This window comes from Tautonia rosea, from assembly GCF_012958305.1.
GTDB classification, from domain to species: domain Bacteria; phylum Planctomycetota; class Planctomycetia; order Isosphaerales; family Isosphaeraceae; genus Tautonia; species Tautonia rosea.
In genome coordinates, this window is record NZ_JABBYO010000003.1 from 142,779 (window position 1) to 163,427 (window position 20,649).

Consider the following 20,649-nt stretch of genomic DNA (forward strand, 5'->3'; position numbering starts at 1 on the left):
GGCTTCATGCACATTGTTCATGTCATCACGCGATTGATTCTCGGAGGCGCTCAGGAGAATACCCTCTTGACTGTCGAAGGATTGCACCACCGCTACGGCGATGACGTGACCCTCATCACCGGCCCCGCCGAAGGCCCCGAGGGAGATCTGTTCGACCGCGCCGAGCGTCAGGGTCTCCAGGTCGAGCTGATGCCTGAACTCGTCCGAGCCATCCGCCCGGGAACCGACTGGAAGGCATACCAAAAGCTCCGCCAGGCCATTCGACGGCTCAATCCCGAGGTCGTCCACACCCATAGCTCAAAGGCCGGAATCGTGGGCCGCGCCGCCGCCTGGGACGAGAAGGTACCACTCGTTGTTCACACAATTCACGGTCTCCCCTTCGGCCCGTCCGAGAAACCCTGGCGCAATCGACTCTACATCGGCCTCGAACGCTGGGCGGCAAAGCGGTGCCATGCCATTGTCAGCGTCTGTGACGCCATGACCGAACAGGCCCTCGCCGCTGGAGTCGGAATGCCCGAGCAGTTCCAGACCGTCTACAGCGGCATGGAGGTCGAGCCCTTCCTCAACCCGCCCAGGCCCCGCGACGAGATCCGCCGCGAGCTTGGCCTCGCTGATCACGACGTCGCCTTTGCCACCGTCGCCCGATTGTTCGAGCGCAAGGGGCACGAGGACATTTTGGAAATCGCCCCCCGCGTCCTTCGCCAGAACCCGAACGTCCGATTCGTCTGGATCGGCAGTGGCATCCTCCGCGATCGGCTCGAAGCCGAGGCCGATCGGCTCGGCATCCGCCACGCCATCCATTTCACCGGCCTTGTGCCGCCGGATCGCATTCCGGAGTTGCTTAACGCCTGCGACGCCGTTCTGCACCCGAGCTACCGGGAAGGCTTGGCCAGAGTCTTGCCTCAGGGGTTGATTGTGGGCCGCCCGGCGATCAGCTATGACGTGGACGGGGCACGGGAGGTCGTGCTCCCGGAGACGGGTATCCTCGTGCCGTTCCTCGATCGCGATCGGCTTGCCTCGGCCATTCTCGAACTGGCCGAAAACGCCGACCGGCGAGCAGCCCTCGGAGCCGAAGGCCGTCGCCGGTTTGCCGATCAATTTCGCAAGGAAACGATGGTCGATCAGCTCCGATCACTTTATACGGAGCGACTCCAGGGTCTCTCGTCCCCGGGCGACGGTCGGCACCGGGCCTCCGTCGGGTGAGGTGGTCCCCGGCTTCGGCCGGATGACGACGAGCGTCAATTCCTCGTTCCGGAATCGCTCGACGTTGAACCCCTCCACCTTGCCCCGTTCTTCGACTTGCAGACGAGGGTGATTCCGGAGCATTTCCAGTTCCAGGGGCATCAGGGCAGAGACGAGCGCCCCGGTGCGTCGGGCGTAATTGTCCGCATCAACCCGGCCGAGGAGTTCGGGAATCGGATAGCCGATCGAGTAAATGATCCCCGGCGGCTTGAACGACGCCAGGACTGGCACCGCCCCCTCGGTTCGCTCGATCCGATCGAGAGCCTTCGCCACCTTCTGCGGCAGGCGGTAGGGCTCGACCGAGGGCAGGAACCAGGCCCCGACGATCAGCATCACCACCGCCCACGACCCGACCAGGCTCGCCGCGGCCCGTTCCGTCGCACCGTTGCGCAGACGATCCACCGCGTACAGAGTACCCAAACCGATCACCACCGCCGCGGCCAGGCAAGGCCAACGCAACTGTCCCGGCAAGGCCACCGCCCCGGCCAAACCACCGACGCTCAACGCAATGCCGACCCCGGCGAGCAACCCGAGCGAGGTGCTGCCGAGCGTCCATCGCCGCAGGTTCAGCTCCGATCGCGACAGGGCGACGATCAGCCAACCCACCGCCAGGGCACAGGCCGGATACGCTGGCAAATAGTAGTGGATGATCTTCGTCCGCATGATTTCAAGCAACAGCAGCGGCCCGATGATCCACCCCAGCACAAACGCCGCCTCGGGCATCTGCCGCCGCTGTCGCCAGAGACCCACCAGGCTCGCCGGCAACAACGCCGACCACGGATAGAGCAAGGGCAAGGTCAAGGCGACGTAATAACCCGGGAAGCCTCCGTGCGTCTCGATCGCCTCGGTCGCCCGCTTCACCACGTGGTAGCCCCAGGCCACGCTGAAGAACGACCCCTCACTCAGGATGCCGATGGCGACATACCAAGGGGCCGCAATCGCCAGGAACAACAGGAACCCCCAGTTCCTCACGAACCATCGACCTGTAACCCGAAGCGTCAGCGCGATCATCGTGGCAGGCACCGCCACCAGGCCGGCCAGGCCTCCTCTCGCCATTGCCTCTCGGAAGCGAAGGCCCTCATCCAGTCCCGTCGCATCGGGCCAAAGCGGTCCGAGCAAGCGACGATACCCGGCCGTCGGACCTCCCCACCACCAGGTCATGATGGCGGCCGAGATCAGCATCACCGGACCCGCCGGTCCCTTGGTCAGGACTGAAAGCGCAAGACAGGCCCAGAACGACGCCGTCAACCATCGGCTCGCCCGCTGTCCGAGTTCCCAGACGGACCACTGAGCACCAATCAACCAGAGCAATAACGTCGCATCCGTCGTCGCGAGCTTTGACTCCGCGACCATGATGGGCGCCGTCGCCAGGGCCAGGGCGGCCCATCTCCCTTGTGCCGGCCCGAACAGCCGGCGACCAAACCCCCAGATCAAGAGACAACTGGCCGTCCCCGCCAGCGACGAGGCAAGCCGAGCGCCGAACGGATTGTCTCCTCCGATCGCCGTTCCGCCGAGCATCAGCCAGTAAATCAGGACTGGCTTGTGATACCGCGGTTCGGCGTTGAACGTGGGTTGGATCAGGTCGCCACTCTGACGCATCTCTCGCGTACAGCCGGCATAGCGCGGTTCGTCGCGGTCCCAGAGGCTCGCCCGGCCATTGCCGGCGAGGTTCAGGGTCAACGCCAGGAGACCAATGAGGACAGCCTCTCGCCAGGGTGGTCGACAACGACCTTCGTGGGGGGCTTCGGCAAGCGTTGCGGGAGCGTCCAACGGTTCCCTCCCTGGGGGTCAATTGCGATCCTGGGCAGCACTCGCATCCGTGCTCGGGGTGGACTACCCCGGCCACCCAATCCCGAGGCGATTCTGGCTCAATTCCAGACGCTTCGGGCTCGTCGCGAGGTTTCTATAATCGATCGGCTCGTTCCTGTTGAGCCCGATTTTCTTCGAAGTCTTTCGACCGGCCCCGCGGCCGGGGAGCCCCCTTGCCATGTCCCAGGCCGAAACCGAGGCCCAGGCACTGCTTCGATCCGGTGCCCTTTACCCCGAGCGTGTGGGGCTGCAGCCGATCGATGGACTTCTGATCTTCTTCGGCGTTAAACACGGCGCTCTTTCACTCTATTTCGGAAACGACCCAAGTTACCACTTCGACCTCGAAGGCCGCTGGCACCGCTGCTACGTCCATCCCAGTCATCATCTTCGACGGCTCGATGGCTCAACCCAGGCGATCGATCGACCTCGGGTGAACCAGCAGATGCTCCTCGACCGTCGGACCCTGGACGATGCCGAGGCCGCGGCGCTCGATGAGTCCATCCGTCAGATGGCTCTCAACCTGATGTCCCGGCTCGATTCGGGAGCCTTGACCCTCATCCCTCCTCCCGCTCCCGCTCGACCCGTCGAACCCGATCAGCTCCGGGCTTTCCTCTCCCGGATCGCCTCCTGGGACACCGATCGCTGGGCCGAGCACCGCCGATTGTATGCCAGCACGTACGGCCCGCTTCCGATTCTTCCCCCCGACAGCCAGGATGCCCTGGTCCTCCAGGCGACCGTCCCTTCTGTCTTGGGAAATGCGGTCGAACTCCAATCTCCCGAGGCGTTCACCGCCCATTGCCGAAATGTTGCCGAGCTTCTCGGACAGGGACTCCTCGCGTACCGAAACCTCTTTCTGGCCGGTCCCGACGTCCTGAACCACCCGCCCGAGGTGGTGGAATCGTATCTCCGGATCGTGACCAATGCCTTCCCCCTCGCCGAATCCCCCGCCCCTCCGAGACGCTCGGATCTTCCGGTCGATCGCCCCCATCGCGATGGCATTCACGCGACGCTCGGCAGGTGCGCCGGCCCCTTGCCCGACGCCTCCGCCTGGACCCGATACCAGACGCTCGGCCTGCGGCGCGTGACCTTTGGCCTTGCCTTTGGCGCCGTCTCGGACCCGTCGCTGCCGGTTTCCCCTCGTGACGAACTGGGTCGATTGGTCGGGGACGCTCGGGCCGCTGGCCTTGCGGTGAGCCTGGTGATCTGGTCCGGACCGTTGCCACCCTCGGCCGAGGCCGAGGAGCGTGACCGCACCGTTGCCCTGATCGAATCCCTGCCCCTCGGCAAGGGCGACCACCTCTACACGGTCGAGGAGGACGAGACGGCGGGTCCGGCGACCGCCCTCCGAACGGCTCTGGGTCCGCTCCGGAAGTCGCTTGGTGTGAAAGTCTTACCCTACAGTCTTCGCAAACAAGGACTTTGAGCGTCTTTGATCACTCTCCCGCCGATCCATCAGTCCGTCCCCGCTCCCGCCGGGATCGGCTCCTCCTCAGGAGTCTCGACCGGATCGCTTGGCGCGGGAAGGTCGGCCTCGGCCTTGAGCCGTTGCTGCGTGGGATCGGGCATCCCCTCGGGCCAGATGTAGAAGCCTCCTCGGTGAATTGGGGCGATCTCCCAGGTCCCCCAGATTCCCTTTCCTTCGTTGAAGCCCGAATAGAAGACATCGTGGCGGCCGACGTATTTCTTGACCCAGCGGCAGGAGCCGTCTTCCAGGTCGTAACGTCCCCGAACCAGGAACAGGCCGACCCGGTCGCGTCCTTCTCCCGAGAGAACTCCCTGACGAAACGTTAAATGCAGTTCCATCCCGTGACGACCGGGCAGTTCCTTTTGCAGGAAGAAGCCGACCCAGGGACCAGACGGAAACCGGGGATCGGCTTCATTGGCGGGGATGGGGGTGTCCGACTCGCTCATAAGTCGCCGAACTCCAATCGTCGATTCAAGAAAGGTTCGGTGAGAGTCCGCGTCGAACCAGACAGCCGAAGGAAGGTCGTTCCCCCTCCGTGGCGATCAGTCGTTGAGTTCCTTGATCCGGACATTGCGATACCAGGCCCGTGCGCCGTGGTCCTGAAACGCGATGTGCCCGACGCGAGGGTGATCCTTGATCGCCGTCAGAAACTTGTGCCGAGAGCCATCCGGGCGCCGGCCGGGCTCGGTCCATTCTTCGGTATTGAGGCTCGCGGTTTTGGTGCCGTTGACTGAGACTTCGACGACCGGGCCTTCGCAGCGGATCTCAACCTCATTCCATGCTCCGGCCGGTTTCGCCACGTTCGAGGCTGCGGGAACCAGGTCGTAAATCGCCCCGAAGCTGTGAATGCCGGTCCCTCCCTGGCCGACCTGGCACTCGAAGCCTGTCCTCGGGTTCCGGGACGGGGGGCCATGATGCCTGATCGGATCGACCAAACGCACAAACACGCCCGAGTTGGTCGTTTCGGTGTCTTGCTTCACCTCGCATCGAAGGATGAAATCCTCGAACTCGTCCTCGAAATACACAAAAGCCCCGCCATTGCGATACACCTGGAGCGATCCCTCGTCGATGGGGCCGTCGTACGGCTCACCATTGCCGTTTCGCCAGCCTTCACTTGAGTGTCCGTCGAACAGCACGCGCCAGCCATCCTCGATCGACGGAGGGGTTGCGGTGGTCGCGTCGATCCCCGTCAAACTCAGGCTCACGCCGACGGCCAGAACGGCCGGAAAGGGCAGACGTGTCATGATGCCGGGCTCCTTCGGTGCGGTTCGGAGGCGATTGCCACTGTACTCGTACCCAGGCGCCGGCTCAACGCTCGATTCAAACTCTCGGAGTTCCCAGGCCGTTCGAGACTCCCCGGCCGATGGCTCCTCGCAGACTCGGGGGTCGCCGCCGCGAGGATCGGGGTAGAATACGATGGCTCGACCCACAATCGATCCATTCGTCTTCGTTTCGTTTCCTTGACGCGCTCTCGTTGCTGATCGGGATGGTTTCTTCGCATGGCTCGCTCGCGCTACATTGTTGGCATCGATCTGGGCACGACCAATTGTGCGGTTGCGTTCGTCGACACGAGAGGCAAAGCCCGGCCCTCAGCTGCAATTCAACCCTTCCCGGTTCCTCAACTGGTCGCGCCGGGGGAAACCAACCCCCGGCCCATGCTTCCCTCGTTCCTCTACCTGCCCGCCGGGCCTGAGCTTCCCCCCGGCGCCTCGGTCTTGCCCTGGGATGAAGCGGCCTCCCGGATCATCGGCGAGTTTGCCCGATCCCAGGGGGCCCGCGTCCCCGCCCGACTCGTCGCCAGCGCCAAGAGCTGGCTTTGCCACGCCGGAGTCGACCGCGAGGCCGCCATTCTCCCCTGGGGAAGCCCCGAGGATGTCCCTCGCCTCTCTCCTGTCGATGCCTCCGCCGCCCTGCTCGCACACATTCGAGACGCCTGGAACCACCAGATCGCCCGCGGCGACGACGCTTCGAAGCTCGAAGCGCAGGAGATCGTCCTCACCGTCCCCGCCTCCTTCGACGAGGCCGCCCGGGAGTTGACCGTCACGGCCGCCAAGCGTGCCGGCCTGGCCCACCTGACCCTGCTTGAAGAACCGCAGGCCGCCTTCTATTGCTGGATTGTGACCCATCAATCCGGATGGCAAAAGCAGGTGAAAGCCGGCGAGCTGATCCTCGTCTTCGACATCGGCGGCGGCACGACCGACTTCAGCCTGATCACCGTCAACGAGACCCCCACCGGCCCCGGCTTCCGCCGCGTGGCCGTGGGCGATCACCTTCTTCTGGGCGGCGACAACATCGACCTGGCCCTCGCCCACCTTGTCGAGGGGAAGCTCGGCGGCCCCCGCCTCGACGCCGAGCAATGGAGCGCCCTTCGCTTCTCCTGCCGATCGGCCAAGGAACAACTCCTCTCCTCCGGAGGCCCCGACCGCGTTCCCGTCACCATCCCCGGCCGAGGCTCCCGGGTTATCGGCGGCAGCCTGAAGTCGGAGCTGTCGCGCGACGAGGTCCGATCGGTCGCCATCGACGGTTTCTTCCCGATCGTCGAGCGCACCTCAGAGCCCGACCGCTCCGCCCGCGCCGGTTTTCAGGAATTCGGCCTGCCCTACGTCAGCGACCCGGCCATCCCCAAACACCTGGCCGCCTTCCTCCGTCGCCACCGATCCGAGGCGATCCTACCCGACGGCCACCCCCCCGACGCCGATTCCCGCCCCGCCCGTCCCGATGCTATCCTCTTCAACGGCGGCGCCTTGACCCCCCAGGTCGTCCGCGATCGGATCGTCTCGGTCGTCACCTCCTGGTTCCCGGACGAGCCGGACGGGGCCTATGCCCCCCGCGTCCTCTCGAATGACTCGCTCGACCTGGCGGTTGCTCAGGGGGCGGCCTATTACGGGGTCGTCCGTCGCGGCGGCGGCATCCGGATCGGCGGCGGCACGGCCCGATCCTTCTACATCGGCCTCCAGGCCCACGATGCCGAAACCACCCCCTCCTGGCTCTGCACCGTCCCCCGAGACGCCCAGGAAGGGGACGAATTCCACATCGAGGACCGCAACTTCGAACTCCTCGTCGATCGCCCCGTGCTGTTCCCCCTGGCCAGCAGCTCCGTCCGGCCGCAGGACAAACCCGGCGACCTCGTGCCGCACGATCCGAATTCGATCCTCGACCTCCCCCCACTCGCCAGCGTCATGCGGGTCGGCCGCAAGGCCAAGAGCGAGCGCGTGCCCGTCAGCCTGGCCGCGCTCGTCACCGAGATCGGCACCCTCGAACTCTGGTGCCAGTCCCGCACCGACGACCGCCGCTGGAAGCTCCAGATCCAGTTCCGCAACCCCGCCGCCTCCGGGAATGCTCCGTCCGCCGACCTCGACGCCGACGCCGAACAGGACATCCTCGAACAATCGCTCGTCGATGCCGCCGTCTCCGCCGTCCGCCTCGCCTTCGAGACCCCCGACCCCCAGGCCGAGCACGGCGCCGCCCGCCTCGTCAAACGCCTGGAAGAGGTGCTCGACCTCTCAAGAGACGACTGGCCCCCCTCGGCCCTCCGCGCCCTCTGGGAACCGCTCCGCGACCTCGCCGCCGACCGCAAACGCTCCCCTCGCCACGAGCAGCGCTGGCTAAACCTCGCCGGCTACTGCCTCCGCCCCGGCACCGGCTACCCGCTCGACCCGGTCCGCATGAAGGCCCTCTGGCCGACCTTCCACCAGGGCGTCACCCACGCCAAGGACGTGCAATGCTGGGTCGAGTGGTGGGTCCTCTGGCGACGCGTCGCCGCCGGCCTCAATCGCGCCCACCACGACGAGATTTACCGCCGCCTCGCCCCCTTCCTCCTCCCCGGCAAGGGGGGGGCCGGCCCCGCCTCCAAGAAGCTCAACCGCCCGAAGCCCGAATCCCACGAGATCGCCGAGATGTGGCGCTGCGCCGCAGCCCTCGAACGGCTCGAACCCTCGCTCAAGGTCGGCCTCGGCGACGTCCTCGCCAAGGTCGTCGGCCGCCCCCACGCCCCCCGATCCGCCCTCTGGTCCCTCGGCCGCCTCGGCGCCCGGATGCCCCTCTACGGCCCGGCCAACACCGCCGTCTCGAAAGACGTCGCCGAGCGATGGATTGCGTCCCTCCTCGCCGTCGACCCTTCGTCCGACCGCGAGCGCGACGACCTCATCTTTGCCCTCTCCCAGATCGCCCGCGTCTCCCGCGACCGAGCCCGCGACCTCGACGACACCCTCCGCTCCCAGGTCCTCGACCGCCTCTCCTCCCTCGGCGCCGACGACGAAACCCTTGCCCCCGTCCGCGAGTTCCACGAACTCCGCTCCCGCGCCCAGGGGGTCGCCCTCGGCGACGCCTTGCCGGTGGGTCTCCGCCTGGTCGGTGAGAGAGAAGAATAGGTGAGGTGGACTGTTCGCAGAGTCTCAGAGAAAGGGCCTGGGATACGACTGTTTCGCCTGGGGGGACGGACGAGTTTCCAGATCACCTTGTCGAAATGTAGGGCCGGACAATCGATCGAAAAAAAGCACACTTTATGGTGAAACGGCTTCCCCGCCCGCACGGGTGCCGAATGCACGCCAGAGGGCAGGATCAATGTGTGTCGAGAAAAACCGAACAGATCCATCCGCCATCATCCCATTGACGCCGTTCGGGTGATGACTTCGAGCAGCGACATAACCGATGGCGGGATTCGCCTTCCAAAGGCAGTCAACATCACGAGAATTTGGAGGCGAAACGTGATTGTAGATTGAACTCGAAAGACCTCCGATCATCCACGAAAGCCCAGGGTAATTGTAAATGGGTGTTGTGTCCAAAACAAGCAAGTCGTTGCATGAGGAAACATCACCATCGTCCCTGGACGCAGATCGATCGATCACGATTGTTCCGCCAACGGTTCGCCTCATCCCGCCTCTACCCATATATCCTTCGCTCATCGCGATTGTATTGCTGAGCCCATCCTTGATGTCTGAAACAGTGCACGTCTGGTACATGTAAGAGAAAGGTCCAAGTTGCGCGGATTTTCGACCGGCTATCGGGTATCTCAGGGATCCCAGATTACTTCGATAGCTGACACCATGTATGGTCAAGTCGCTGTTTGTATTCGCTTCAGAAGGGCATGTAAATAAGCTAACTTTTGTTGTTAGTGCAGTATAGTTTGTTTGCATAGCACTATCCCATCCATAGAGAATTGGGTTTTCCAATGGAGAGTTGAAATTGATAGCATTGTATAAATTCTCATGTTCTATGTAGTTGAGTAATCGGGCATGCAAGGAGTATTTTTTGGGACAATCTGGGCTTCTCATCGATTCTAATTGCATCGGCATGCAATTGAAAACGGATTCGTAGTTCAGAATTGCAATTCCCAGCTGTCGGAGGTTCGCGGAGCAATGAGCACGTCGAAACGCTGAGCGTGTCTTGGCGATCGCTGGTATCGCGATGGCGAGAATGAACAACACGATGCTGATCACCACGAGCAATTCAATCAAGGTGAGGCCGTGGCGTCTTCGAGTTGATTCGAGATCGGATTTCATGGCTCGCTCCTGACGATCCTAGCATCGTGTGGCGGCACGACGTTACCTGTTCATTACTGCTGATCTTGATCGCCAGGTGAAAGCCCCGACAACGCATATTGCGACGATGAAAACGATTACAAGCGCGATCCATCGTATGGTGCTGTCGTTTTGTGGCTTCCTGAAGATGTCGATGCCCTCGGTGTTGATGCCCTCAATACGTGGATTCAACGGAAGATCGGGTGAAAATTGCTCGTAGATTCGTGTCCTGTCCTGATTCTCGCCGACGATGAATTCTTCGCCAGTGGTCTCATTGCTGACCAGAACTCCGTCGTGAAGTGTGCCCAGATCGATGGAGTAATCGTTTGGGTCGATGGGCGTATTGAATTGAAATCCAGAGACGGAAAAACTGAACTGCTCTCGGCCCCGTACGATTTGTCCATCGTCATCCGTTTTTTTGGAAGAGCCCTGGCCCTTGATCGGGAACCACCGGCCGTTGTCTAGACCAAAATCGGTCACCTCGATGACGGTCTCCTCATCTCCAATGACAATCTTTCGAGGAAGCCAATCCCGGTCACGGTCGACGGTGATCAAGAGAGGAAGTTCGACACGTTTTCTCATCGATTTGATCAAATACAGGTTGTCGGTTTCCAGGCGTTCGATCGTGGCTCCTTCATTCAGGTGGACGTGCAGCGGTCTACCATCCGGCAGAAACACCCAGAAGAGCGGAAACATCGGCCCAGCGTAATGCTCCGCATCGTGTTCCTGATTCTTCATCACGACTCGATCGACAACTTCGGGATCTCCATGCATCCAGAGAATTGATGTATGAGTTTTTCCGTCCTCTCTCTGCTCGGTCAGTTTTCGTATTTCATCGGTGCTGACTAATGTTTGTCGGACAATGCGACGTCCGTGGTTTGTGTAATCGAGTTCGAATTGCAGAGTGTAATCGCGATCAGGGTAAAGCGTTTCTCCCTTCGCGAGTAGATGCGCCATCCCCTCCCAGAACATCCTCATCTCATGTCGGAGTAATTCCACGTCAGGATCGTTCGCGATCCGTGCCGAATTTGTATTTGCAAGAATGGTGATTAAAGAAAATATGTGCAAAAAAGAATAAATCGGTATATTCATGAGTAAGCTTCGCGTGTCGAGTGATTTCTGGCTTGATTCGATCCAATGAATGAGTGTCTCGAAACCGAGGAGTCTAGGTGTGTGTGTGTGTTGATTTTGTGTTTCTCTAGAAATCGCATGCGAGTTCACGATTGTCAAGTTGAATTCCAAGAAATTTGGCGGCATGTTTCAGGGTATCGGCCGCGATTTGTGGCCTCCAGAGTGACATTCCTCCATAGGGGACCAACAGGTGGGGCCGTTTGTCACGTAGAGAGTTGAATACGCAAGCGTTCCCCGTAGCATTTCTGTAATGGATTCATACAGATTGAGGTCACGAGGGCTATGCCACGTTTGATGATCCGAGTCCAGAACGGGGCGTGATGGCCTGGAATAATTGGGAGAAATGGGGCAGCTTGGTCCTCGGGTTTCTCATGAGAACCCATGGGATCGACCCTTCTGAAAAACCGTCATCTAGCTCGCCCTGTCACCATGGGTTTCTCCGGGATGACTTCGTGAGAGACCGTGTCCCGTCTTCCATGAGTTTGAACCTCACTCCGCATGGGCGAAATCGAATCCTCTCCTTACAATAAGCACTCGTGTTTCTGCCCGACCCCGGGCGGTCCTCCTCGCCGATCATCGAGGGAACGATGCCCGACGCCTCCACCGCCCGATCGCTCGACGATCCCCGAGCCCTCACCGACCTCACCCGCCTGATCCAGACCGCCGACGGCTTCCCCGAGGTCCTCGCCGCGCTCAAGAACAACCGCGGCGCCACCATCGACGGCGCCTGGGGCTCGGCTGCCCCGCTCGCCACGGCTGCGTTGAGCTGGCACACGCCGAAGACGCTGCTCGTCGCCATCCCTCACGTCGGCGACGTGGACGACTTCGCCGACGACCTGAGCACCTTCTCCGGCCTCCCCGTCGCCGTCCTCCCCGCCTGGGAGAAGCCGCCGAGCCAGGCCAAGCCCGGCGACGAGACCCTCGCCAGGCGCCTCCGGATCGCCCGGCAACTTCTCGACGACCCCCCGCGCATCCTCGCCGCCTCGTTCCAGGCGTTGATGCAGCCGGTGCCGACTCCCGAGGCCCTCGCCCAGGCCTCCCGCACCCTCCGGGTGGGCGAGACGATCCCCGTCGAGGACCTGATCGCCTGGTTCGTGGAGCGGGGGATGACCCGCGTCGAGGTGGTCGAGGTCGCCGGCGAGTTCAGCCTCCGCGGCGGCATCCTCGACGTCTTCTCCCCCGACCGGGCCGAGCCCGTCCGCGTCGAATTCTTCGGCGACGACGTTGAGTCGATCCGCCCCTTCGACCCCGAATCCCAGCGCTCGCTCGGCACGCTCGATTCCGTCTCGCTGACCGCCCCCGTCGCCTCTGCCGATCACGCTCCCGACGCCCTCGGCCACCTGGCCGATTACCTCCCCGAAGGCTCCTGGGTCGCCCTCGTCGAGCCGGACGACCTGAAAGAGCAGGGGGGGCACTACCTCGGCCGGGTCGAGAACCGCCGCGGCCTGTTCAACGTCAACGGCACCTTCAAACGCCTGACCGAACGCCCCTCCATCGCCCTTTCCGCCGTCGCCTCCGCCAGCCTCGAAACCACCTGCCGTCTGCGGGTCGAGAGCGTCGAACGCTTCTCGGGAGAACTCTCAAAGGTCAAGGCCGAGCTGGAGACCGCCTCCGGCGGGCATCGCGTCCTCATCGCCTGCCACAACGCCGCCGAGGTCGAGCGCCTGGGCGAGGTCTTCGCCGACACGTCCCTCGTCCGAGAATCCCGACTCGAACTGACCATCGGCCGCGTCCGCTCCGGCTTCCATCTCATCGACGCCGAATTGCTCGTCATCGGCGATCATGAGCTGTTCGACCGCACCGAGGTCCGCCGCGGCACCGGCCGTCGCCGCTACGAGAGCCGGGCGATCGACAGCTTCCTCGACCTGAACGAAGGGGACCTCGTCGTCCACCTCAACCACGGGATCGCCCGCTATCGCAGCTTGCAACTTGTCGACAAGGAGCGTGATTCCGGCGGCTATGCCGAGGAACAGCTCGTCCTCGAATTCGCCGAAGGGACGCGGCTTTATATCCCGATCGCCAAGATCGACCTCGTCCAGAAGTACGTCGGCGGCGGCAAGATCGATCCTCCCCTCTCGAAGATCGGCACCACCTCCTGGGAGAAGCGCAAGAAGCGCGTGGCCGAGGCCGTCGTCGATCTCGCCCAGGACCTCATCGACCTCCAGGCCCAGCGTGCCCACAAGCCCGGCATCGCCTACCCCGAGGACGACTCCCACTGGCTCACCGAGTTCGAGGCCGCCTTCCCCTACCAGGAGACCCCCGACCAGCTCTCCGCCATCGAATCCATCAAGCGCGACATGGTTCAGCCCCGGCCGATGGACCGCCTCATCTGCGGCGACGTCGGCTACGGCAAGACCGAGGTCGCCATGCGCGCGGCCTTCAAGGCCGCCGACGCCGGCAAGCAGGTCGCCGTGCTCGTCCCCACCACCGTCCTTGCCGAGCAGCACCACCGCTCCTTCTCGAAACGAATGGCCGAGTTCCCCTTCCGCATCGAGGTCGTCAACCGCTTCCGCCCCAAATCCGAGATCAAAGCAGTCCTCAAGGACACCGCCGCCGGCCAGGTCGACATCCTCATCGGCACCCATCGACTCGTGCAAAAGGATGTCGCATTCAAGGATCTCGGTTTGATCGTCATTGACGAGGAGCAGCGCTTCGGCGTCGAGGACAAGGAGTGGCTCAAGTCCCTCCGCGCCACCGTCGATATCCTCACCCTCTCGGCCACTCCCATCCCCCGCACCTTGCACATGGCCCTGCTCGGCATCCGGGACATCTCGAACCTCGAAACCCCTCCCCCCGACCGCAAGGCCATCGAGACCCGGATCACCCGATGGGATGACCAGATGATCCGCCAGGCCATCCAGCGCGAGCTGAACCGCGACGGCCAGATCTACTTCGTCCACAACAAGGTCTTCGATATCCAATCCGTCGCCGACCGCATCCAGCAGCTCGTCCCCGATGCCCGAATCATCATCGGCCACGGTCAGATGACCGGCGATCAGCTCGAAAAGGCCATGATGACCTTCGTCCGCCACGAGGCCGACATCCTCGTCGCCACCACCATCATCGAGTCCGGCCTCGACATCCCGAACGCCAACACCATCTTCATCCACGAGGCCGACCGCTACGGCCTGGCCGACCTGCACCAGCTCCGCGGCCGCGTCGGCCGCTTCAAGCACCGCGCCTATGCCTACATGATCCTCGAAGAATCGAAGGCCGTCACCCCCAACGCCGTCCGTCGCCTCAAGGCGATCGAGGAGTTCACCGACCTCGGCGCCGGCTTCAAGATCGCGCTCCGCGACCTCGAGATCCGGGGGGCCGGCAACATCCTCGGCGCCGAGCAGTCCGGCCACATCGAGGCCGTCGGCTACGAACTCTATTGCTCGTTGCTCGAAGGGGCCGTCCGCTCCCTGACCGGCAAGGGGGAACGTCCCCGCTACGACTGCTCGATCGAACTTTCCTGGCGCGCCTATCTGCCGGCCGATTACGTCCCCTCGCACAAGCTCAAGGTCGAGCTTTACCGCCGCGTCGGCCGCCTCCGAAGCCTCGAACGCCTGGCCGACTTCCAGCAGGAACTCATCGACCGCTTCGGCCCGCTTCCGAAGCCCGCCGAGCACCTCCTAGCCGAGGCCGAGCTACGCATCCTCTCCGAGCACTGGATGATCAACCGCCTCCACGTCGAAGATGCCTTCCTCGTCCTCACCTACCGCAACCCGAAGCGGATCGACGCCCTCGCCAAACGGCACCCCCCCTCGACCGTCCGAATCGCCGACACCAAGACCGCCTACGTCCCTCTCAACGACGACCGTTCCCCCGCCGCCATCGCGTCCCTCGCCCGCAACCTCCTCGCCACGCCGCCACCATCCTCCCCACCAACTCCGTCGAAGCCCTCTCCCAAGCCTTCGGCCACGATGCGGGAGGCCCCTCCTGCCGCTCCTGATCCCGAACCCAAACCCAGCGTTCCGCTCAGCCAGGGGCTCAAAGGCCGCACCCGGCGCCGCAAAGACCGAGCCGATGGCCCTGCATGATCCTCCTCGTCAGGAACACCAGGTCTTATTGTGACTGCCGGACCCGGAATTCTCGATGATCATGAGGGAGAACGCCTCCTCCGATCCCCTCCGCCAATGACTGGCCGTCGCTCATTGGCAATGTGCGCTCCGTCTCTCCTCCGCTTCGCTGATGAGCTGCCTCCACAAGATCCGTCCCCGTTGCCCGTGCACCAGGCGGCGCACCTTTGGCGCACCTCTCGCCCCGATCGCCCTGGAGGAGGTCTCGACACGAAGTCGAGGAGTAAACTCCCCGATGCCCCGACGAATCGAACCGAGTTCACGGCATCATCCTGACGAAACAAACCGATTGCGATCGACGCAACCTCAACGCCTCTCACGAGAAACGTTCCTTTCCGCGACTGCTCCCCGAGCGCACCCTCCGGCACGCCGAGCCCGGCGCCCGAAGCACACCATGACCTCGACTCCTCCCGCACGAGCCCGACGGACCCCGACACCACCCCATGACCGGATCTTCCACCACTCTCCTGCATCTGCCGTGACGAAACGAACTGAGAGGAATCAACGCAAATCCTTGAGATTTCGGAAGAATCGTCATCCCAATGACGCGAATCATCAGCGCACCGAGCCCCAATTCCCGGGCGCACCACGCCCCGATCCGGCTCTCTTGACCGAGTGCCAGGATGCACCTGCTCCGAACCTTGATCCTCTCACGCGTCTCGGATGAGAATGGGACTGGTATGCGTGCGACCTCAGGGATCGGACCAGGAGTCCAATTCATGGCCTCGAACAAGAAGCGCCGGAAGCAGAACGCTGTGGCTCGACGGATCGAGGGGGCCAAGCCCGCCGCTGCCTCCGACGGAGACCGCCGCCGTCGAGCCTTCGGTTCCGTGGTGGATGAGGCCCTTCGCCGCAAGCGATCGGTCCGAGACTGGACGATCGACGAGGGTCCACCCCCAGGCGTCTGATCGAATTTTCTGTAGGCGACCGTTCCGGCCCGATCGGGCGCGGGACGTCCCTGGAACTGGTCGTGACGATCGTGCCGGCGGTCACCACTTGACCTTCCTCAAGGGGCTCGATACCGTACCGATCTGGCCTGATCTGGTCTGAGCCCAATCCCGTCGGGCTTGCCATGCGGCAAGTCTCCAGGATGTCGATGGGGTGGCTCGGACCCAGACGGATTGATGATCCGGCCGAGACTCACGGAGGAGACGAGCATGGCGACGCACGACCGTCGAGACGCCAGGGGGCGACGCAGCGGGACGCGAGGCCCCAAACTCCTGAGGTTCGAACCGCTGGAAGGCCGCCAGCTCCTGGCTGCCAATGTCGGGTCTGCGCTGGCGGGAGCCCAAGGACCCGACCTCGTCGCCGTCTCGTTCAAGTCCGACTCGACCGGCGACTGGGGAGAATCCCTGACCATCAGCGGCACCCTCCGCAATCAGGGGAACATTGATGCGGCATCTCCGTTCAAGGTCGATGTTTACGTCTCGGCTGCTCCGGATCGCTCAACCGGCGCGGTCCGGATCGGCTCGGTCGAGTTCGACGCGGTGAAGGCCGGCGACGCGGTCGATTTCGAGGAGACGCTCGATCTTCCTCCGGTCGCCGTTCCCGGAATGGGCACTGACGACGCGGTCCACATCGGGATGGTCGTCGACGCCGGCAACGCCGTGGCCGAATCCAACCAGGCCAACAACATTGACCGCGGCCTGAACATCGACTCCGCTGTGGTTCGAATCGTCCCCCGGTCGTCGGCTCACCTGGAAGTCCGCTCGGTCCAGTTCGAGGATTCGTCCTTGAACTGGGGCGAAATGGTCAAGGTGACTGCCCGGATTGAGAACACGCACCCCGGTCGAGCCCCGGCCTCGGTCGCCCGGGTCGTCCTGACACCGCCGAACATCCCTGCCGGCACCGGTCAGGATGTGACCCTGGTCGGCGATCTGGAGGTCCGTGAGCTCCAACCCTATTCCAGCGTTGAGGTTTCGGGCTATGTTCGCCTGCCCGACGGACCTCCGAAAGACTTCCCCGCCGCCGGTGGCTTCATTGCCCGGGTCGTCGCCGATGCCGAGTACGACGTCCACCCAATCTTCGCTCCTCAGGCCCCCCAGGGCCGAGGGATCGACTGGCAGGTGCTTTCGATCACCCCGACCGCCGACGCCCCCCCGTCCGACCCCGACGCCGCTCGGCCCGACTTGACCGCCTCGGATGTCCTGACTCCTGGTGCGACCTTGACCTGGGGAGGCACCTTCCAGGTCGCCGCGACCATCACCAACCAGGGTCCGGCCAGTGCCGGCCCGCTCCACCTGCGTTTCCTCCTCGCCGGGCCGAACGGTGAGTTGAACAATGCCCTGGTGCTCGGTGACGCGCTCCTCGAAAACGGCCTGGCCGCGGGTGCGTCGCAGACCGTCAACCAGACGCTCAAACTCCCTGGCAAGCTGCCGTTTAACATTCCGCTCGGCGATGGCATCGGCCGGCTCGTCGTTCAGGTCGACCCCGAGAACCTCATCGATGAGTCGAGTCTGACCAACAACGCTGCTCTCTCGGTGCCGATGACTCTGACACTCCCTGTAGCTCAGGCCCCCGATTCTCATCTGGTGGCACCTCGTCCACCGGCCCCAGCGCCATCTCCGACCCCGACTCCGACTCCGACTCCCACCCCGGCCCCCCGTCCGATTCCCAATCGCCCCGCGAACCCCAGGCCAACCCCGATCACCCGGGTTGACCAGCAACAGCGAATCCAGGAATTCCGGAACCGCCTGCAGGCCTTCCGTCAGCAACTCGAACAGCGGCGACAGAACCTGCCTCCCCGGCGTCCCACACTCCCCGCCTTCCCAACAAGACACCCCGGCGGAACCCCCCATAACCAGGTATGACTCGGGAGCTTCTCGGGCGGACCCGGGCCCGGGTCCGCCCCAGATCCCTCTGACGGCGACCCATCATTACCTAAGTTCCGCCGATCCCGCAGATTGCGTACGTTCCTCTTGCTCGGAATGATACCCCCGAAACGGCATCATGAACTAGGTAAAATGTTGAAGGACGGCAATTTCCTGGCTATGCTTTGTTCAGGGTCGATCACCGACGCGATCGGGCCCAGGAAGACCTCGGTTGACCCTTGACTCGAGCCCGTACGTCGATCGTTCTGCGAATGTCACTCCCGAATTTCCCTGACGAGATGCACCTGCTGAGAGGAGCCCGCACCATGTTTCAGGAACGCCGGACGCCCGGCTCGATGGAACGGTCGTCCGGGATCGGGGCGGAGACGTCGGTCGAAGCGACCTTCATCCCACACCGGTACGAGCCGAACTACGCATACCCCTTGCTCGTGCTCCTGCATGGTCGCGGCGGCGACGAACAGCAACTTGTCGATGCCATGCCGACAATGAGCTGGCGGAACTACGTCGGCCTGGGTCTTCGCGCTCCCGAGCCTGTGCTTCGGGCAGGGAAGGTTGCCGGTTATGACTGGGGAGCCTCGTTTCGGCATCCCCGGCGCAAGCCCGGCCCGCACTGGGAGGAGATCGACGCCGAGGCCATGCTCCCCCGCTTCATGACGCACGGGATGGCCGATTCGTTCGACACGATTGAGGATACCCTCTTCTCCGCCGTCTGCCGGACGATGCGGGCCTTCCACGTGCATTCCGAACGGATTTTTCTGGTCGGAAGTGGCGAGGGGGCGGCCGTCGCCTTTCGTCTCGGATTGACTCATCCCGAACGATTTGCCGGCGTGGTCGCCTTGAATGGCTGGATTCCCCGGGGCTTTCGCCCTTTGGCCCGCTTGAAGGATTGCCGATCGCTGCCGATCCTTTCCCTGCATGGCCTCTGGAATGCCCGATCACCCCTTCAGGATGCGATTCGGGACGACCAGCTCCTCCGCAATGCCGGTCTGCCCCTCACCTCCCGCGTCTACAACGCGGCGCGAACCATGACGCCCGCAATGCTCTCTGATGTCGATTCCTGGCTCATCGAGCAATGCACCGCCCGCGCTCACTGATTCCGACTGCTCGGCGTGCAAGGCTCTCCCCATGTTCCCTGTTCCGGCGTAAGATCACAGAGGAGCAGGCCGACGTCGCGAGAGGTGATGATTCGACTCGTACCTCCCTGGGAATCGCTCAACGGTGACGCGAATCAAGTGAGTCGGAACGTCGAAGCCACATCGATTGATGTGAATGATGAGAAGATGCTGGCTGCTCCCCCCTGATCGTGAACCGTGATCGAGGGCCGGACCCGGACTGACGGGGGGCGGGGATGGGGACATCAGTGGCGTTCGGATGCCCCGAATGTGGCCGGAAACTTCGCCTGAAGACGCGAACCTCCGGGCGACGAGTTCGTTGCCGGGGCTGCGGAACTCTGGTCGAAGTGCCGTTTTTCCCGAGGAATGTCGGGCGGCGGCGCTCGAAGCGATCGCAATGGCTACGGTGGGCTCCGCTCGGAGTGGGACTCGCGTTCGCCGTCATCCTGCCGATCATGGCCTGGCAATGGTGGCAGGGGTCGATCGAGGCCGAACGAACCAAGGCCATCGCGCTGAGCGTGGCGGAGATGGAAGAGGCCTCCCTGGCCGGGGACCTCTCGGAGGCCTTTCTCGCCGCTGAGGCGGCTCGAACAATGGCCATTCAGTCTGCAATTGAGCCGCCGGGCGGACTCGATCGTCTTACCCAGCGGCGTGATGAACTGGCCCGTGCCGAGGTAACCGCTCAGCTCGACCGTTTGCCGGATCAACCCGCACAACAAGGGCTGCAACAGGCCCAAGCAATTGCCGATCGGGTGGCATCCGATCCCGCCCTGGATGCGCTGAAGGCCCGATCGGAACACGCGATCTCCGAAGCTGCCCAGCGGTGGACCGATCTGCAATTGACCCGCGCCGAGGCCGCACTCGGCTCGGACAATCCGGCCGAGGCACTTGCCCTGGCCCATCGGCTGGCGAGCGACCTCGATCTCGCTCCAGCCGCTCCGGTGGCCGCAGTGCGAGACCGGCTCCGAAGTTTTGTGGCAAAGCTCGTGGAGACGCATGGAATCCGGATTGAACCGATCGACCTTACCCCCGGGCCGCTGGGACCACCAGGAGACGCGTACCTTTCGGACCTTCGTCGGCTCATCCAGGACGGGTTGCTTCAACGCGGCTATCTAGTTGCTCCGCCCGACTCCTCGCTGGCCGATCTCTGGGTCGAAGCACCGTTCCGCTTTGAATCGTCGCTGACGGAACAGTACGGAGCCTCGTACCTCCAATCGCCTCATCAAACGACAATGATTCGAACTGAGCTAGTGCTTGAACAGTCCGGCCGAATCCTTTGGAGCGACTATTTCGAGGCGAGAACTCGCGTGCCGCTTCCCGGGCTCAGCGCGATGGAATCAAGCCGCCTGGAAATCGGCACGGAGGCCAGCCCTGAGATCGAGAAACGCTTTGCCCGTGATGCCAGAGCCGATCTGATCGAGAAACTCATCGTAAAGCTCAGAAGTTTTCCCGTGAATCGAAAGCTTTAATTAAAAT

Annotated in this window: 13 protein-coding genes; 8 read left to right on the forward strand and 5 right to left on the reverse strand. The window is 63.3% G+C overall.

Translation table 11 applies throughout. From position 1 onward, the window contains the following. The first annotated feature begins 6 nt into the window (after window positions 1-6). On the forward strand, window positions 7-1,203 hold the full coding sequence (locus HG800_RS05955; RefSeq protein WP_169974801.1) for a glycosyltransferase family 4 protein: 1,197 nt from the start codon (window positions 7-9) through the stop codon (window positions 1,201-1,203). Here HG800_RS05955 and HG800_RS05960 read toward each other — a convergent pair. After that, on the reverse strand, window positions 1,132-3,012 hold the full coding sequence (locus HG800_RS05960) for an ArnT family glycosyltransferase (protein WP_235963349.1): 1,881 nt from the start codon (window positions 3,010-3,012) through the stop codon (window positions 1,132-1,134). The two genes, HG800_RS05955 and HG800_RS05960, sit on opposite strands and share 72 nt — an antisense overlap. 217 nt (window positions 3,013-3,229) lie before the next feature. On the opposite strand from HG800_RS05960, the gene HG800_RS05965 reads away from it, so the two are divergent. After that, the gene (locus HG800_RS05965) at window positions 3,230-4,474 is read left to right on the forward strand and encodes a hypothetical protein (protein ID WP_169974803.1); all 1,245 of its coding nucleotides are present in this window, start codon (window positions 3,230-3,232) and stop codon (window positions 4,472-4,474) included. 29 nt (window positions 4,475-4,503) lie between these two features. Here HG800_RS05965 and HG800_RS05970 read toward each other — a convergent pair whose 3' ends face one another. Together HG800_RS05970 and HG800_RS05975 are read right to left on the reverse strand one after the other, a co-directional pair. Beyond that, window positions 4,504-4,962, reverse strand: coding sequence for a hypothetical protein (locus HG800_RS05970; RefSeq protein WP_169974805.1), 459 nt, complete (start codon window positions 4,960-4,962; stop codon window positions 4,504-4,506). Between the two features lie 96 nt (window positions 4,963-5,058). After that, a complete protein-coding gene (locus HG800_RS05975; RefSeq protein ID WP_169974807.1) occupies window positions 5,059-5,760 on the reverse strand; it encodes a 3-keto-disaccharide hydrolase in 702 nt (233 codons plus the stop codon). Window positions 5,761-6,015: 255 nt separating this feature from the next. Between HG800_RS05975 and HG800_RS05980 the strand changes: the two genes are divergently transcribed. After that, window positions 6,016-8,886, forward strand: a complete 2,871-nt coding sequence (locus HG800_RS05980; RefSeq protein ID WP_169974809.1) for an Hsp70 family protein — start codon at window positions 6,016-6,018, stop codon at window positions 8,884-8,886. 132 nt (window positions 8,887-9,018) lie between these two features. On the opposite strand, the gene HG800_RS05985 is transcribed toward HG800_RS05980, so the two are convergent. Both HG800_RS05985 and HG800_RS05990 read right to left on the reverse strand, forming a co-directional pair. Next, window positions 9,019-10,017 carry a DUF1559 family PulG-like putative transporter gene (locus HG800_RS05985; protein ID WP_169975450.1) on the reverse strand — a complete coding sequence of 333 codons (999 nt, stop codon included), beginning with the start codon at window positions 10,015-10,017 and terminating at the stop codon, window positions 9,019-9,021. Window positions 10,018-10,059: 42 nt separating this feature from the next. Then, entirely contained in the window at window positions 10,060-11,127 is a 1,068-nt protein-coding gene (locus HG800_RS05990; RefSeq protein ID WP_169974812.1) for a hypothetical protein, read from the reverse strand. A 626-nt stretch (window positions 11,128-11,753) separates the two neighbouring features. Between HG800_RS05990 and mfd the strand changes: the two genes are divergently transcribed. From mfd to HG800_RS06015, 5 genes are all read left to right on the forward strand, one after another. Further along, a complete protein-coding gene (gene mfd / locus HG800_RS05995; protein ID WP_169974814.1) occupies window positions 11,754-15,191 on the forward strand; it encodes a transcription-repair coupling factor in 3,438 nt (1,145 codons plus the stop codon). Between the two features lie 758 nt (window positions 15,192-15,949). Then, on the forward strand, window positions 15,950-16,138 hold the full coding sequence (locus HG800_RS06000) for a hypothetical protein (RefSeq protein WP_169974816.1): 189 nt from the start codon (window positions 15,950-15,952) through the stop codon (window positions 16,136-16,138). 249 nt (window positions 16,139-16,387) lie between these two features. Continuing rightward, window positions 16,388-18,040: a CARDB domain-containing protein gene (locus HG800_RS06005; RefSeq protein ID WP_169974818.1), complete on the forward strand. Its 1,653-nt coding sequence runs from the start codon at window positions 16,388-16,390 to the stop codon at window positions 18,038-18,040. A 326-nt stretch (window positions 18,041-18,366) separates the two neighbouring features. After that, window positions 18,367-19,155 carry an alpha/beta hydrolase gene (locus HG800_RS06010; RefSeq protein ID WP_169974820.1) on the forward strand — a complete coding sequence of 263 codons (789 nt, stop codon included), beginning with the start codon at window positions 18,367-18,369 and terminating at the stop codon, window positions 19,153-19,155. A gap of 440 nt (window positions 19,156-19,595) precedes the next feature. Further along, window positions 19,596-20,642, forward strand: a complete 1,047-nt coding sequence (locus HG800_RS06015) for a hypothetical protein (RefSeq protein WP_169974822.1) — start codon at window positions 19,596-19,598, stop codon at window positions 20,640-20,642. Window positions 20,643-20,649 lie beyond the last annotated feature (7 nt).